Annotated in this window: 12 protein-coding genes; 9 read left to right on the top strand and 3 right to left on the bottom strand. The window is 45.4% G+C overall.

Annotation, left to right across the window (positions count from 1 at the left end; genetic code table 11):
- Both dnaK and dnaJ read left to right on the top strand, forming a co-directional pair.
- A partial coding sequence (gene dnaK, locus AC4MRV_RS19930; RefSeq protein WP_491189051.1) for a molecular chaperone DnaK occupies window positions 1–1665 on the top strand: 1665 nt, incomplete at its 5' end.
- A gap of 199 nt (window positions 1666–1864) precedes the next feature.
- Window positions 1865–3007 carry a molecular chaperone DnaJ gene (dnaJ, locus tag AC4MRV_RS19925; RefSeq protein WP_491189050.1) on the top strand — a complete coding sequence of 381 codons (1143 nt, stop codon included), beginning with the start codon at window positions 1865–1867 and terminating at the stop codon, window positions 3005–3007.
- A 62-nt stretch (window positions 3008–3069) separates the two neighbouring features.
- On the opposite strand, the gene AC4MRV_RS19920 is transcribed toward dnaJ, so the two are convergent.
- On the bottom strand, window positions 3070–3507 hold the full coding sequence (locus tag AC4MRV_RS19920) for a type IV pilin protein (RefSeq protein WP_491189049.1): 438 nt from the start codon (window positions 3505–3507) through the stop codon (window positions 3070–3072).
- Window positions 3508–3610: 103 nt separating this feature from the next.
- Between AC4MRV_RS19920 and AC4MRV_RS19915 the strand changes: the two genes are divergently transcribed.
- The 6 genes from AC4MRV_RS19915 (at window position 3611) to tadA (ending at window position 9073) form a co-directional block, all read left to right on the top strand.
- Window positions 3611–4120, top strand: a complete 510-nt coding sequence (locus tag AC4MRV_RS19915) for a GspH/FimT family pseudopilin (protein WP_491189048.1) — start codon at window positions 3611–3613, stop codon at window positions 4118–4120.
- Window position 4121: 1 nt separating this feature from the next.
- Window positions 4122–4763, top strand: a complete 642-nt coding sequence (locus AC4MRV_RS19910; RefSeq protein ID WP_491189047.1) for a PilW family protein — start codon at window positions 4122–4124, stop codon at window positions 4761–4763.
- Between the two features lies 1 nt (window position 4764).
- Complete coding sequence (locus AC4MRV_RS19905; protein WP_491189046.1) at window positions 4765–6087, top strand: hypothetical protein; 1323 nt, start codon at window positions 4765–4767, stop codon at window positions 6085–6087.
- Complete coding sequence (locus AC4MRV_RS19900) at window positions 6077–6508, top strand: type IV pilus modification PilV family protein (protein WP_491189045.1); 432 nt, start codon at window positions 6077–6079, stop codon at window positions 6506–6508. Before AC4MRV_RS19905 ends, AC4MRV_RS19900 begins: the two co-directional genes overlap by 11 nt.
- A gap of 272 nt (window positions 6509–6780) precedes the next feature.
- The gene (locus tag AC4MRV_RS19895) at window positions 6781–8340 is read left to right on the top strand and encodes an AbgT family transporter (protein WP_038189956.1); all 1560 of its coding nucleotides are present in this window, start codon (window positions 6781–6783) and stop codon (window positions 8338–8340) included.
- Between the two features lie 196 nt (window positions 8341–8536).
- Window positions 8537–9073 (top strand): tRNA adenosine(34) deaminase TadA, encoded by a 537-nt coding sequence (gene tadA / locus AC4MRV_RS19890; protein WP_491189044.1) that lies wholly within the window; start codon window positions 8537–8539, stop codon window positions 9071–9073.
- 51 nt (window positions 9074–9124) lie between these two features.
- On the opposite strand, the gene AC4MRV_RS19885 is transcribed toward tadA, so the two are convergent.
- Complete coding sequence (locus tag AC4MRV_RS19885; RefSeq protein ID WP_269977436.1) at window positions 9125–9262, bottom strand: hypothetical protein; 138 nt, start codon at window positions 9260–9262, stop codon at window positions 9125–9127.
- 210 nt (window positions 9263–9472) lie between these two features.
- Window positions 9473–11002 carry a membrane-bound lytic murein transglycosylase MltF gene (gene mltF, locus AC4MRV_RS19880; RefSeq protein ID WP_491189043.1) on the bottom strand — a complete coding sequence of 510 codons (1530 nt, stop codon included), beginning with the start codon at window positions 11000–11002 and terminating at the stop codon, window positions 9473–9475.
- A 352-nt stretch (window positions 11003–11354) separates the two neighbouring features.
- Here mltF and purL point away from each other — a divergent pair.
- On the top strand, window positions 11355–14082 hold a 2728-nt coding region (purL, locus tag AC4MRV_RS19875), incomplete at its 3' end, for a phosphoribosylformylglycinamidine synthase (protein ID WP_491189042.1).

Genomic DNA, 14082 nt, shown 5'->3' with positions numbered 1-14082 from the left:
ATCGAAATCATGCCTTACAAAATCGTTAAGGCTGACAACGGTGATGCTTGGGTAGAAGCGCAAGGCCAGAAAATGGCAGCTCCTCAGGTTTCTGCTGAAATCCTAAAGAAAATGAAGAAAACTGCAGAAGACTTCCTAGGTGAGGAAGTAACTGGCGCAGTTATCACAGTTCCTGCTTACTTTAACGATGCTCAGCGTCAAGCAACTAAAGATGCTGGCCGTATCGCAGGTCTAGAAGTTAAACGTATCATCAACGAACCAACAGCTGCTGCTCTAGCATACGGTCTAGACAAGCAAGGCGGTGACCGCACTATCGCTGTATACGACCTTGGTGGTGGTACATTCGATATCTCTATCATCGAAATCGATGAAGTTGAAGGCGAAAAAACATTTGAAGTTCTAGCAACTAACGGTGACACGCACCTAGGTGGTGAAGACTTCGATAACCGCATGATCAACTACCTAGTTGAAGAGTTCAAGAAAGAGCAAGGTATCGATCTTAAGAACGATCCTCTAGCAATGCAGCGTGTTAAAGAAGCAGCAGAAAAAGCGAAAATTGAGCTTTCTTCTACTTCTCAAACAGACGTAAACCTACCTTACGTGACTGCAGATGCGACTGGTCCTAAGCACATGAACGTTAAAGTGACTCGTGCGAAACTAGAATCTCTAGTTGAAGACCTAGTTCAACGTTCTCTTGAGCCTCTAAAAGTTGCTCTAGCTGACGCAGACCTATCTGTGAACGACATTACTGACGTTATCCTTGTTGGTGGTCAGACTCGTATGCCAATGGTTCAAGCGAAAGTTGCTGAGTTCTTCGGTAAAGAAGCTCGTAAAGACGTGAACCCTGATGAAGCAGTAGCAATGGGTGCTGCAGTTCAAGGTGGTGTACTTGCTGGTGATGTTAAAGACGTACTTCTACTAGACGTTACTCCTCTGTCTCTAGGTATCGAGACTATGGGTGGCGTAATGACTAAGCTAGTTGAGAAGAACACAACTATCCCAACGAAAGCGAACCAAGTTTTCTCTACAGCAGAAGACAACCAGAATGCGGTAACTATCCACGTTCTTCAAGGTGAGCGTAAGCAGGCGATGTACAACAAGTCTCTAGGTCAATTCAACCTAGAAGGTATTCAGCCAGCACCACGTGGCATGCCACAAATCGAAGTAACTTTCGACCTAGATGCGGATGGTATCCTACACGTATCTGCGAAAGATAAGTCGACTGGTAAAGAGCAGAAGATCACTATCCAAGCTTCTGGCGGTCTAAGCGACGAAGATATCGAGAAAATGGTACAAGAAGCAGAAGCTAACAAAGAAGCGGACAAGAAGTTCGAAGAGCTAGCAACTGCACGTAACCAAGCTGACCAAATGATTCACGGTACTCGTAAGCAAGTGGAAGAAGCAGGTGATGCACTTCCAGCTGACGAGAAAGAGAAGATTGAAGCTGCTATCTCTGAGCTAGAAGAAGCACGTAAGGGCGAAGACAAAGAAGCGATCGACGCTAAAGTTCAAGCACTTATGACTGCAGCTCAAAAGCTAATGGAAATCGCTCAGCAGCAAGCTCAAGCACAGCAAGGCGCTGAAGCGGGTGCAGAACAAGCACAGCCTCAACAGGATGATGTGGTTGATGCTGAGTTCGAAGAAGTTAAAGAAGACAAGAAGTAATTCTTGATTCTTAGGCGATAGCTTATTAGTTTGCGGGCGTTTGAGGTAACTCTTACGCCCGTATGTTTGTAAAGGCAAATGTGTCTTTATAGATAAAGGAAACGAGTGTTATCAACCCTTTATCTATATCGATACAAACACCAAGCGGTGCGAACAGAGACAATCGCCCGTTTGCAGTACTACATTGGTGACGAAGAACATGTCAAAACGTGATTTTTACGAAGTATTAGGCGTAAGCCGAGATGCATCAGAGCGTGATATTAAAAAGGCGTACAAGCGCCTTGCGATGAAATTCCACCCAGACCGTAATCAGGGTGATGAAACTGCTGCGGATAAGTTTAAAGAAGTAAAAGAAGCGTACGAAATCTTACTCGATCCTCAGAAAAAGGCGGCTTACGACCAATATGGCCATGCTGCGTTTGAACAAGGCGGTATGGGCGGCGGCGGCTTTGGTGGCGGTGGTGCTGATTTTGGTGACATCTTTGGCGACGTATTTGGCGATATCTTTGGCGGTGGGCGCCGTGGTGGTGGTCAACAGCGCGCGCAGCGTGGCGCAGACTTACGTTACAATATGGAACTGTCATTAGAAGAGGCAGTTCGTGGCGTATCGAAAGAGATTGAAGTACCAACATTAGTTCATTGTGACTCTTGTGAAGGTAGTGGTGCGAAGAAAGGTACTTCTGCGGAAACCTGTGGTACTTGTCATGGTCATGGCCAAGTTCAAATGCGCCAAGGTTTCTTTGCAGTTCAGCAAACCTGTCCTACCTGTCATGGTAAAGGTAAGATCATTAAAGACCCATGTAACGTGTGTCATGGTCAAGGCCGTAAGCAGAAAACTAAAACGCTTAACGTTAAGATCCCAGCAGGTGTGGATACTGGCGATCGCATTCGTCTATCTGGCGAAGGTGAAGCTGGCGAAATGGGAGCACCAGCAGGCGACCTATACGTGCAAGTTCACGTGAAAGAACACCATATCTTCGAGCGTGACGGTAACAACTTGTACTGTGAAGTACCAGTCAGCTTTGCAATGGCTGCACTAGGCGGCGAAGTAGAAGTTCCTACTCTGGATGGCCGTGTAAACTTAAAAGTACCAACAGAAACGCAAACCGGTCGTATGTTCCGTATGCGTGGCAAAGGTGTGAAAGGTGTTCGTGGCGGCGGTGTTGGCGATCTTATCGTTAAACTTGTAGTAGAAACGCCCGTGAACTTAAGCTCACGTCAAAAAGAATTGCTAAAAGAGTTTGAAGAGTCATGTGGCGGCGAAGCGGCGACAAAGCATAAGCCTAAATCTGAGGGTTTCTTCAACGGCGTGAAGAAGTTCTTTGATGATCTGACGAGCTAATCTCATTCGCTAAACAATGAAAAGCCTGCATTTGTGCAGGCTTTTTGGTTTCTAACTAACCATTAAATCCAGCAATTCTCCGGATATTGAGCATTCGTCGAATCAAGCGTCATGTAATCCACGTTCTCATCGGTTAAGCATTTGTCTTTTGTTTGCCCACTGCTCGTTTGAGCTTTTGCCTTAATGACATAAGCTTTGCCAGCTTGACTCGCTACTGAAAATACGTAGCGGCTATTGGGGGTATCACAAACACTGCAGTTAGAGCCCGAGACTATACTGCTCCAGTTGTAACCATTGTTGTAGCTTGCTTCTAGCGTAAGCTGAATTTTTAGTATGTCTGCAATTGCCTGAGTTCGGTGTGACTTTAGTACGTAGCTTTGGTAACTCGGGTAGGCGATAGCTGCCAGTATGGCCACGACAGATACTGCGATCATTAATTCGATCAATGTCATTCCATTTAGTCGTTTTTTACCTCTTTTACATTCATTTCTTCGAATCATTCCGCGTAGTTCCTTATTTGCAATAAGACCATTTTTCTTTGGTGTTAGTCTTTCTGCAAGACTGAATACGGTTACTTACTGTTTTTGCATAGGATTTTGGGAAATGTCTCGCGGCTTTACCTTATTAGAACTGCTAATTACGATTCTGGTTATCGGCACGTTGATGGTATGGGCTGTTCCAAGTTTCAGTTCCATGACCGACACAGTCAAGATGCGCAGACTGGCTAAAGAGTTAAATGGCTTTGTCTTGATGGCGAAATCAGAAGCCGTTATGAGGCGCGAGCGACTATGGGTGCACCTAATCATGTCCGGCTCGTCGGATAGTCGGGGAGATTGGCGGTTGGAGTTGACCAACAGTGATCTTGATGGCGCTGGAACTTTGTACTCTACGCTGTCTGGGAGGGCATTTGACGGTATCTCCATTTCTACCACTTATACTTCACAACAAATCAGCTTTGATGAAACCCATGGTCGGCCCAAACTAGGTCGATTTACCTTCTACCCTGAGAACAGTCCTTCATCTGCGCTCAACCTGAGAACGTATTACCGTTCTGCAATTGTTCGTGTTTGTTCGCCAAGCAGTCGTGCTTACTTAGATTATGAGAAGTGCTGATATGCGTAGAACGAGATTCAACCAGAGAGGAGCGAGCTTAGTTGAGTTTATGGTGGCTTCTACGATCGGTGTCATTGCGATAACGATCATAGGGGCAACATTTCTCAGCGGGCAAAAAATTGCTGCTAAGAGAACTCAGGAGCTAACGCTGTTACAGGCGACTAATAGTGTGTTACAGATGATGAAGCTGGATATGCACAGAGCTGGTTACAACGGAGTTTCGAGAAACCTAGTCCAGTTGTCAGGAGCGGATCATCTATTCTATGTGGAAAACTCATCTACCACGGGGCTATTAGCCTACGCATATGTTGCCGAGGTATCTGGAGCATCTTATACCTATTCCAATGTTGTCTACGAGCAAACTTCGGCTGCGACGAATGTACTGCGTATTTGTGAAAAGAAACAGTCGACAGTCATGTCAGTGCTTGATGCGAAAGACTTCCCTGGCCGTGTCGGTCACAACTGTAATACCTTATTTCATAAAGAGCGCATTAATGTGGATGCATTCAATGTCAGCTTAGTCAATTTACCAGGAAGCAAAGTATCATCAGCAATGGTCACTGTACGACTTGATACGTCTTTGAAAAACGCGCCGACTATCACTAAAACGCTCTCTTTTACTACAAAGCAGAGGAACTGGTAGCATGAACCGAAACAAAGGGGTAGCTACGCTACTTTTAACCAGCTTACTTCTTATTGCGGCTTTGCTTCTTGTTTTAGGGAGTTATAAGGGACTGTTCTATCAGGTAAAGCGGGCGCAAAATGAGGTGGCTTCGCGTAAGGACCACTGGGCAGCAGAGGGAGGGTTGGAGTGTGTTTACACCAAAGCAAAGCAACTTAATGCTGTCCCTGCTTCAGTTTCAGATTGTAAGAATCTATTGGATTTAGATTCTTTAAATATTGTCTCTGGTACCCCAAATGTGATTCATTCCCAAAGTGGTTTTCTTACTTTAAAAAAAGCGTTTGTTGCTCCTATAGTGTCCAGTACCGGAGCCATTCGCTCAAAATCTGATTTAGTCATTAATGGCGGGTACACCTCTTCCCCTGACCCAGGCAAAAATTTAGGGTCTAATGAATGGGAGTGTACAGCTGTTCGATACTTTAATTTTTTTCATGCGACGAGTTATAACACTTTCCATCCCCACGAAACGAGCAAACCTTACTCTTCTTTTCCAGATAGTATTTCTCCAGACTTTCAAAAATGTTCGTCTACCAACCATTCCTGGGGAATTGCAGAGTTAGCAGATACCGCGGAAGACTATAAAAAAGATACGACGATGGATCCATTTCAAGATGTGTTCAATGTCCCTAGAGCAGAGTGGTTTTCGGTAATGTCAGATAAAACCATTATTGGTTACGTGCCTTATTCATTGAACTCCGAAACACTAAGACAAGCATCAGATTTAGGTTCGCCGACATTCAATACGCTATGCGCAGAAGATATAGCGCGTAATATCGAGCAGGGTAAAGATGTCATTTGGGTTTATGGCGGTTGTGAAATAAATAACGATGATTTCAGCAGGATAAGCACTGCTATCGATAGCAATTTAAGTAGTGGAATCATTCTAGTTGTTCACAACGGCATCTTATCTGTTAATGGCTCTCAAGCTTTTAAAGGCATGCTCTACCATTTTGTTTCTGACGACTTTAAGGATAGCGATGGCAATCCACTCGACTTTACTGGTTGGTCACAAACCGAAAATGACCACAGCATCGGAGGTGCGGCGAGTTTGCTTGAAGGCGTAATAAGTGATCTATCTGGTACAGTTTCAATGCCCAAAGGAAAAATTGGCTATTTTCAATTTGGTGCATTTAACCCTAGTGGCGGCTATGTGATGGACGCTCCTGGAACTTATGCAGTATTCAACGCAGCTCTGAGTTTTACTTACAACCGGGATGTCATCGAAGGGCCATCTAAGAAATTCAAAGTGGTGAGCTGGTATAGAGGGTCGTGGAATGATCTGTAAACAATATGGTATGAGCTTACTCGAAGTCTTGATTGCCTTCCTATTGATTGGTATCGGTGCCATGGGGCTAGTTAAGCTTCAAGCTAACGCTGAGTCGAAAGCTGACTTTGCTGACAAGAGTATTCAAGCTCTTTACATAGCAGAAAACAAATTAGAGTCCTTTACGCGAAGAGGGATTTCTTCAGCTTCCGGTAGCTATATGTATTCTGATATAGCCAGTGATAGTTGCGTGAGTGCAAGCACTTGTTCAACCTCTGCACCTGGCTTTCAAGCTCGTTGCGAAGTTTCTCCTTACGCGAGTTTAAGCGGTGCTGTAAGCGTAGTTAAAGTGGAAGTATGTTGGTGGGATAGATTCAGTGAAAAACAAGCGATCACATTGACGAGCGCGATATCTCAATATAGTGAGTTTGATAGTAACTAGATGCATATCTTGGCATGTTAGTGAATTTTTACTAACAACCATGCGCTATATTTTTCAAAACGGTTTTAAAATTGTTTCATAACTTAGTGTGGTTGTGTTTTGGTTTTGTTGCACGTTGATGGTGTTTTTGCAAAATATGTCTCCAAATATGGAAAAAACTCCAGAACCTTGTGCTTTTATTAAGCCTATTTAATAGAATGTAAGGTGAATCATAGGCTGACAAAAACAATAATCAGAAGCCTTAGGCAACAACATCACACTATGGAGTTACCATGAGTAACCAAGCTGTAAATCAAGCGCCATCCAATAAGCCGAGTGGTATGGATCGCTTTTTAAACTTTATTGAACGCGCAGGTAACAAGATCCCAGATCCTGCAATTCTGTTTTTCTGGGCTCTTGTTATTACTTGGGCGGCGTCTGCTCTCCTTTCAAACGTTTCGTTTGATCTGTTAAACCCACGTACTGGCGAAGCGCTTGCAATCAACAATCTTTTAACTGGCGAATCTCTAGCAAGCTTCCTCGCGAATATGGTGACTACGTTCACTGGCTTTGCACCTTTAGGTATCGTTCTAGTTGCGATGCTAGGTGTTGGCGTTGCGGACTCTTCTGGCTTTATTACAACAGGCCTTAAGAAAATGCTTAACTTCACTCCAGCGAAGCTTTTGACACCAATGCTAATTCTTGTAGCTATCGTGTCACACACAGCTGCAGATGCGGGCTACGTACTGGTTATCCCTCTAGGTGGTATCATCTTCCACGCGGCAGGTCGTCACCCTCTAGCGGGTATCGCAGCAGCATTCGCAGGTGTATCTGGTGGTTTCTCTGCAAACTTCATCCCTTCAGGTATCGACCCTCTATTGGCTGGTTTCACGCAAACAGCGGCGCAGGTTCTGGATCCTGAGTACGTGGTTAACCCTCTAGCGAACATCTTCTTTACTGGTCTATCTTCAGTAATCATTGTTGCTATCGGTTGGTACGTAACTGAGAAAATCATCGAACCACGTCTAAAGAATACGCCAATCGACGAAGACGCAGAGAAAGCACCGGATCTGGGTTCTTTTACTGAGCTTGAGTCTAAAGCGTTCCGTTACGCTGGTTGGGCTATGATGGCTGGCATCGCAGTTTTGATCGCAGCAATCATTCCTGAAAACTCAGCACTACGTTCTCCTGAAGGCGAGATTACAGCGTTCTCAGCACCGCTAATGAAGTCAATCGTTCCATTGATCTTCATTCTATTCATCATCCCAGGTTACGTTTACGGTAAAGTTTCGGGTACGTTCAAAACAAGCAACGACATCATTAAAGCAATGTCTGACACTATGTCGACAATGGGTGCTTACATCGTAATGTCGTTCTTCTGTGCCCAGTTCCTTTCTGCGTTTGCACAATCAAACATCGGTACCATGCTAGCGCTATACGGTGCGGAAGGTCTGAAAGCGATGAACCTACCAGGTGAAGCGACTATCATCGGCATGATTCTTCTAACGGCTTCTGTAAACCTGCTCATCGGTTCTGCATCAGCGAAGTGGGCACTTATCGGTCCAATCCTAGTTCCAATGCTAATGGCTGTGGGTATCTCTCCTGAGCTATCTCAAGCGGCTTACCGTGTTGGTGACTCTGTATCGAACATCATTTCACCTCTGATGGTATTCTTCCCGCTAGTGGTGGTTTACTGTCAACGTTACGTGAAGTCGACTGGTATTGGTACTCTAGCATCGCTAATGATGCCATTCTCGATTGCAATGCTAATCGGTTGGTCAATTTTCCTAGTAGCATACTGGGCGTTAGGTATTCCGCTAGGTATCCAAGCTCCTTATACATACACAATGTAAATACCGTCATATTTGGTTCAGTAGCGTTGTTAGCTGAGTAACACCAACTATTTAGGTATTAGGATTTTAGAAGCGCTGGTCAAAAGACTGGCGCTTTTTTGTTGGTGCATGTCACTTAATTGTGTCGCTTTCACTCTTGCTGGGTTACAGGTAAAATTGCTGGCTCACAGCACCTTTGCTAGATTTGGAGCCCTCTGTGTCAGATTCTAAGTTTACCCCTCAAGATGAACAGTTTATGCGCCGCGCTATGGAGCTTGCTTCGCAAGCTGAACTAGAGGGTGAGGTGCCTGTAGGCGCGGTACTTGTTAAAGATGGTGAAATCATTGCAGAAGGCTGGAATCAATCGATCGGCCATCATGACGCTACTGCTCATGCGGAAATGCAAACCATCAGAAAAGCGGGGCAAGTTCTTGAAAACTACCGTTTGCTTGATACAACGCTTTACGTGACGCTTGAGCCATGCCCAATGTGTGCAGGAGCGTTGTTACACAGCCGCGTCAAGCGTATTGTTTTTGGGGCTCCAGATTTGAAAGCAGGAGCAGCCGGAACAGTTTTGAATCTCTTCAAACATCAAGCGGCTTATCACTATGCGGATGTCGAACAAGGGTTGCTAGAGAGTGAATGTCGGGTTCAACTGCAATCCTTCTTTAAGCGTCGCCGTAAAGAGAAAAAGAGCGAACGTCAGGCAACTCGTTTAAAACAGATACAAGAAGAAAAAGATCAGAGTAAGTAGCAAGAGAGCTTTAAGCAAACACCTTGCTGTTAAGATGTTTGCTAGAAGGGGTTACGCAGCACAGATGAGTTGCATAAATGCTCGGTGACGTGCAATCACCTTTTTTTTGTTGTTGCTAAGAAGACGCTTACGACGGTTAGCTGCAACGGTTTTATTAAGGCGTTTTGACTGTAATTTTCGTCTAGCCATAGAACAACCTCCTATATGGGTTAATAGCAAATCTCGGACATTCAATGTGGAATGTCTCTGATTATCTGATCATATTGCTTTTATACTTGCCAATTGTTACCAATTTAAGAAACTTCGCAAGTGATCTAGTACACGATATTATGTATGGGTTGCATCGGAGGATTTCAAGTGCGCAATCTTTGTTCAAAAATTGCGCGCTTGAAGATGACGCTAGTCTACTTTTGTTGCTTCCGAGCTTGATACTGCAGAGGAAGCGGGCAGTGATTGAGAAACGACTTGATCCGGTAGTTGAATGACAGTCAAGTCATCTACATTATCGTTGTCTTCTGCTAGTGTTTGCTTTTCGACATGACCAATAATGCTTTGGTAATAGCGGCGAATGTTCTCCACGTAGTTTCGCGCTTCATCGCCACGTGCGTAGCCGTATCGAGTTTGGCTATAGTATTTTTTCTGGCGCAGCAAAGGTAGGCGCTCTTTTACATCAGACCAAGCATCAGGGTTACCACCTTGTCGTTTGGTTAAGCGTCTTGCATCCATCACATGCCCATAACCCACGTTGTAAGAGGCAAGGGCGAACCAGATTTTTTCGTGCTCCTCAATTGAGTCAGGAATGCGAGCCACCATGCGGCGTAAATACTCAACGCCGCCTTTCACCGATTGTTCAGGATCTAAACGGTCGGTCACGCCGACGCTTTTAGCTGTCGGTAAGGTGAGCATCATCATACCGCGCACACCCGTTGGTGATTTTGCTAATGGGTTCCAGTGTGACTCTTGGTACCCAAGTGCTGCGACGAGGCGCCAGTCAAACTCGTCAGAATACTTTTTAAACAGCGGTGACCATTTTGGCAATTTTGAGTCAAGTGCTCGGATAAATGCGCGAGTATCAACGTAATCAAATGAGTCGACATGGCCGATGTATTTTTCTTCCAGAGTGGCTAAATGGCCTGACTGCTTTATATGACCGAAAAATTCGATTAGCAAAGCATAGAGGCTTTCATCTTGTGAGCGACGAAGAAACCATGATGTTGGTTGATCTTCTGTTAGCTCAAATGCCAACGCAATGTCTGGGTAGATGCGCTGTGATAATGAGACTTCTACCGAGTCAGCGACAGTAAATTGTAATTCTCCTGTCGATACCTTCTTGAGTAAATCATTTACGTCTGCATTAGGGTCAATCTTATAAAGAAACTGAGGATGCTCTTTTTGAATGGCAGCTAGAGTTTGGTTGAAGTGTGAGTCGCCAACAATTTGAATGACTGGCTCGTTATCGTTTTTCTCAACTAGCTCAGGTTGTCGATCAAGCAATTGCTGTAAATTGCGTGGGCGCCATTGACCTTTTTTATAAACAACCTGTTGGCTCACGTAATAATAGGCAGGCCCCGGTCGAAAAGCTTTTAGCCTTTCTGGTGATTGACTTAGCCCTGCTGCGATAATATCAATCTCGCCATTACGTAGAGCCGGGTAGAGGCTTGTAATACGATAAGCAGGTTTCATTTCTAGCTGAACGCCGAGTTCATTCGCGAACTCTCTGGCTAATTCATAATCGAGGCCAGCAGGGCCATCTGGGCCGATATAATAAGAGAGCTGGTTGTTTAATGTCCCAACTCGCAATACGCCACGCTCTTTAATCTGTTCAAGCTCGCTTTTAGGTTCAGACTCAATCTGACACCCTGATAATACGAGCATTCCCATCAATAGGGTCGTAAAAGTTCTAAGCTGAGATAGGTAATTCTTTTTCATTCAATGACATTCTCATACATCCAGTAGGGCATTTATATCAAAGTGTCATAACAAGGCAAGATAATCCCTGTAAGTCTTCGTGTTAAGTAGGCTTAAACAGCAATTTCTGCCGAATATCAAAATTGACGAAAAAAATGACGCAAACGGTTGCTTTTGGTGTTACATCACAAAAACAATTGCTATATAATGCGCTCGCAACTAAGAGGTGGAATCGGCATAGGTTTGTAAAACCTTCGGAATAGCTTCGAAGAAAACAGTGAAATGTATAGAACAATTAGATGTTTTATAGCATTTTAACCCACTGAATTTATTCCAATATCACCTTAATCAATTGCATAAGAGACCTAAGCACATGAGAATTTTTCGTGGCTCCCCAGCTCTATCTGAATTTCGTGTTAACAAGCTTCTAGAGCTTTGTCGTGAATTAGGCCTACCTGTAACAGGTATCTACGCTGAATTTGCACACTTTGCTGAACTGACTGCAGACCTGGATGCGTCTGAAGTTGAGAAACTAGAGAAACTCTTGACTTACGGCCCTACAATTGAAGAGCACGCGCCAGAAGGCCTGCTTCTGCTTGCCACTCCTCGCCCGGGAACAATCTCTCCTTGGTCTTCAAAATCTACTGATATCGCAAACAACTGCGGTTTAGATAAAATTGCTCGCCTTGAACGTGGTACTGCTTACTACATTGAAACATCTGCTGAGCTTTCAGAACTTCAACTGGTTGAGCTGAAAGCGATTCTTCACGATCGCATGATGGAAGTTATCTTTACTGATTTCGAATCAGCAGCGGCACTTTTCCAAGTAGCAGAGCCTGCGCCAGTCGCTGACGTTGACCTACTTGCTGGTGGCCGTGCTGCGCTTGAAAACGCAAACGTTACCCTAGGCCTTGCTCTAGCGGATGATGAAATTGAGTACCTTTACGATGCGTTCGTAAACAAGCTAGATCGCAACCCAACTGACATCGAGCTAATGATGTTTGCACAGGCGAACTCAGAGCACTGTCGTCACAAGATCTTCAACGCAGACTGGACTATCGACGGCGTTAAGCAAGAGAAGTCTCTGTTCAAGATGATCAAGAACACATTCGAAACTACGCCTGAAAACGTACTGTCTGCATACAAAGATAACGCAGCGGTAATGGTAGGTTCTGATGTAGGTCGTTTCTTCCCGAACCCAGAAACTCGCCAGTACGGCTACAGCCAAGAGAAAGCGCACATTCTAATGAAGGTGGAAACGCACAACCACCCAACGGCTATCTCTCCATGGCCGGGCGCTTCGACGGGTTCTGGTGGTGAAATCCGTGATGAGGGCGCAACCGGTATCGGTGGTAAGCCAAAAGCAGGTCTTGTTGGCTTCACGACATCTAACCTACGTATTCCTGGTTTTGAGCAGCCATGGGAAACTGATTTCGGTAAGCCGGGTCGTATCGTTAACGCACTAGATATCATGCTAGAAGGCCCACTTGGTGGCGCGGCGTTCAACAACGAATTTGGTCGTCCAAACCTACTTGGTTACTTCCGTACTTACGAAGAGAAAGTAAACTCTCACGCAGGTGAAGAGGTTCGTGGTTACCACAAGCCAATCATGATTGCTGGTGGTATGGGTAACATCCGTGACGAGCACGTTCAGAAGAAAGAGATCCCAGTAGGTGCAAGCCTAATCGTACTTGGTGGTCCTGCAATGAACATCGGTCTTGGTGGCGGTGCAGCATCTTCAATGGCATCGGGTCAATCAGCAGAAGACCTAGATTTTGCATCTGTACAGCGTGAAAACCCAGAGATGGAACGTCGTTGTCAGGAAGTTATTGACCGTTGTTGGCAGCTTGGCGACGAGAACCCAATTGCATTCATCCACGATGTGGGCGCGGGCGGTATCTCTAACGCACTTCCTGAGCTTGTAGACGATGGCGAGCGTGGTGGTATCTTCCAACTGCGTGACGTACCAAACGACGAACCAGGCATGAGCCCACTTGAGATCTGGTGTAACGAATCTCAAGAGCGTTACGTAATGGCAGTTGCGCCAGAGAATATGGAAGTATTCGACGCAATCTGTAAGCGTGAGCGCGCACCATACGCAGTAGTAGGTATCGCAACAGAAGAGCGTGAACTGAAACTTGAAGATTCACACTTCGAGAACACGCCAATCGACATGCCAATGGATGTTCTTTTAGGTAAGACACCTAAGATGCACCGCGATGCAAAAACGCTAAAAGCGAACAACCCTGCGATTAACCGTGATGGCATTGAGCTAAACGATGCGGCTGAGCGCGTACTTCGCCTACCAACGGTTGCTGAGAAAACATTCCTTATCACTATCGGTGACCGCACGGTTACTGGTCTTGTAGCTCGTGACCAAATGGTTGGCCCATGGCAGGTTCCAGTGGCTAACTGCGCAGTAACAGCAGCAAGCTATGACACTTACCACGGTGAAGCGATGTCGATGGGTGAGCGCACTCCAGTTGCTCTACTAGATTTCGGTGCTTCAGCTCGTCTAGCGGTGGGTGAGGCAATCACGAACATCGCTGCGACAAACATCGGTGATATCAAACATATTAAACTGTCTGCGAACTGGATGTCTCCAGCGGGCCACCCAGGTGAAGATGCAGGTCTTTACGAAGCGGTGAAAGCGGTCGGTGAAGAGCTATGTCCAGCACTTGGTCTAACTATCCCAGTGGGTAAAGACTCAATGTCGATGAAGACTAAGTGGGAAGAGAATGGCGAGCAGAAAGAAGTAACGTCTCCGCTATCTCTAATCATCACTGCGTTTGCTCGTGTTGAAGATGTGCGTAAGACAATCACACCTCAGCTTCGCACAGATAAAGGCAACACTAGCCTTGTTCTAATCGACCTAGGTAACGGTCAAAACCGTCTAGGCGCAACGGCTCTAGCACAGGTTTACAAGCAGCTTGGTGATAAGCCAGCAGACGTAGACAACGCAGCACAGCTAAAAGGTTTCTACGAAGGCGTACAAACTCTAGTAGCAAACGACCAAGTAGTCGCTTACCACGATAAGGGCGATGGTGGTCTATTCGTTACTCTTGCTGAGATGGCATTCGCGGGTCACTGTGGTGTGAAAG

This window comes from Vibrio sp., from assembly GCF_984391705.1.
The sequence above is the reverse complement of the archived record's forward strand: the minus strand, read 5'-3'. Positions and strand labels throughout refer to the sequence as shown.

What these genes read in the sequence shown, in the direction of transcription:
- dnaJ (WP_491189050.1), top strand. Translation starts at nt 1,865, where the DNA reads ATGTCAAAACGTGATTTTTACGAAGTATTAGGCGTAAGCCGAGATGCA.
- AC4MRV_RS19920 (WP_491189049.1), bottom strand. Translation starts at nt 3,507, where the DNA reads ATGATTCGAAGAAATGAATGTAAAAGAGGTAAAAAACGACTAAATGGA.
- AC4MRV_RS19915 (WP_491189048.1), top strand. Translation starts at nt 3,611, where the DNA reads ATGTCTCGCGGCTTTACCTTATTAGAACTGCTAATTACGATTCTGGTT.
- AC4MRV_RS19910 (WP_491189047.1), top strand. Translation starts at nt 4,122, where the DNA reads ATGCGTAGAACGAGATTCAACCAGAGAGGAGCGAGCTTAGTTGAGTTT.
- AC4MRV_RS19905 (WP_491189046.1), top strand. Translation starts at nt 4,765, where the DNA reads ATGAACCGAAACAAAGGGGTAGCTACGCTACTTTTAACCAGCTTACTT.
- AC4MRV_RS19900 (WP_491189045.1), top strand. Translation starts at nt 6,077, where the DNA reads ATGATCTGTAAACAATATGGTATGAGCTTACTCGAAGTCTTGATTGCC.
- AC4MRV_RS19895 (WP_038189956.1), top strand. Translation starts at nt 6,781, where the DNA reads ATGAGTAACCAAGCTGTAAATCAAGCGCCATCCAATAAGCCGAGTGGT.
- AC4MRV_RS19885 (WP_269977436.1), bottom strand. Translation starts at nt 9,262, where the DNA reads ATGGCTAGACGAAAATTACAGTCAAAACGCCTTAATAAAACCGTTGCA.
- mltF (WP_491189043.1), bottom strand. Translation starts at nt 11,002, where the DNA reads ATGAAAAAGAATTACCTATCTCAGCTTAGAACTTTTACGACCCTATTG.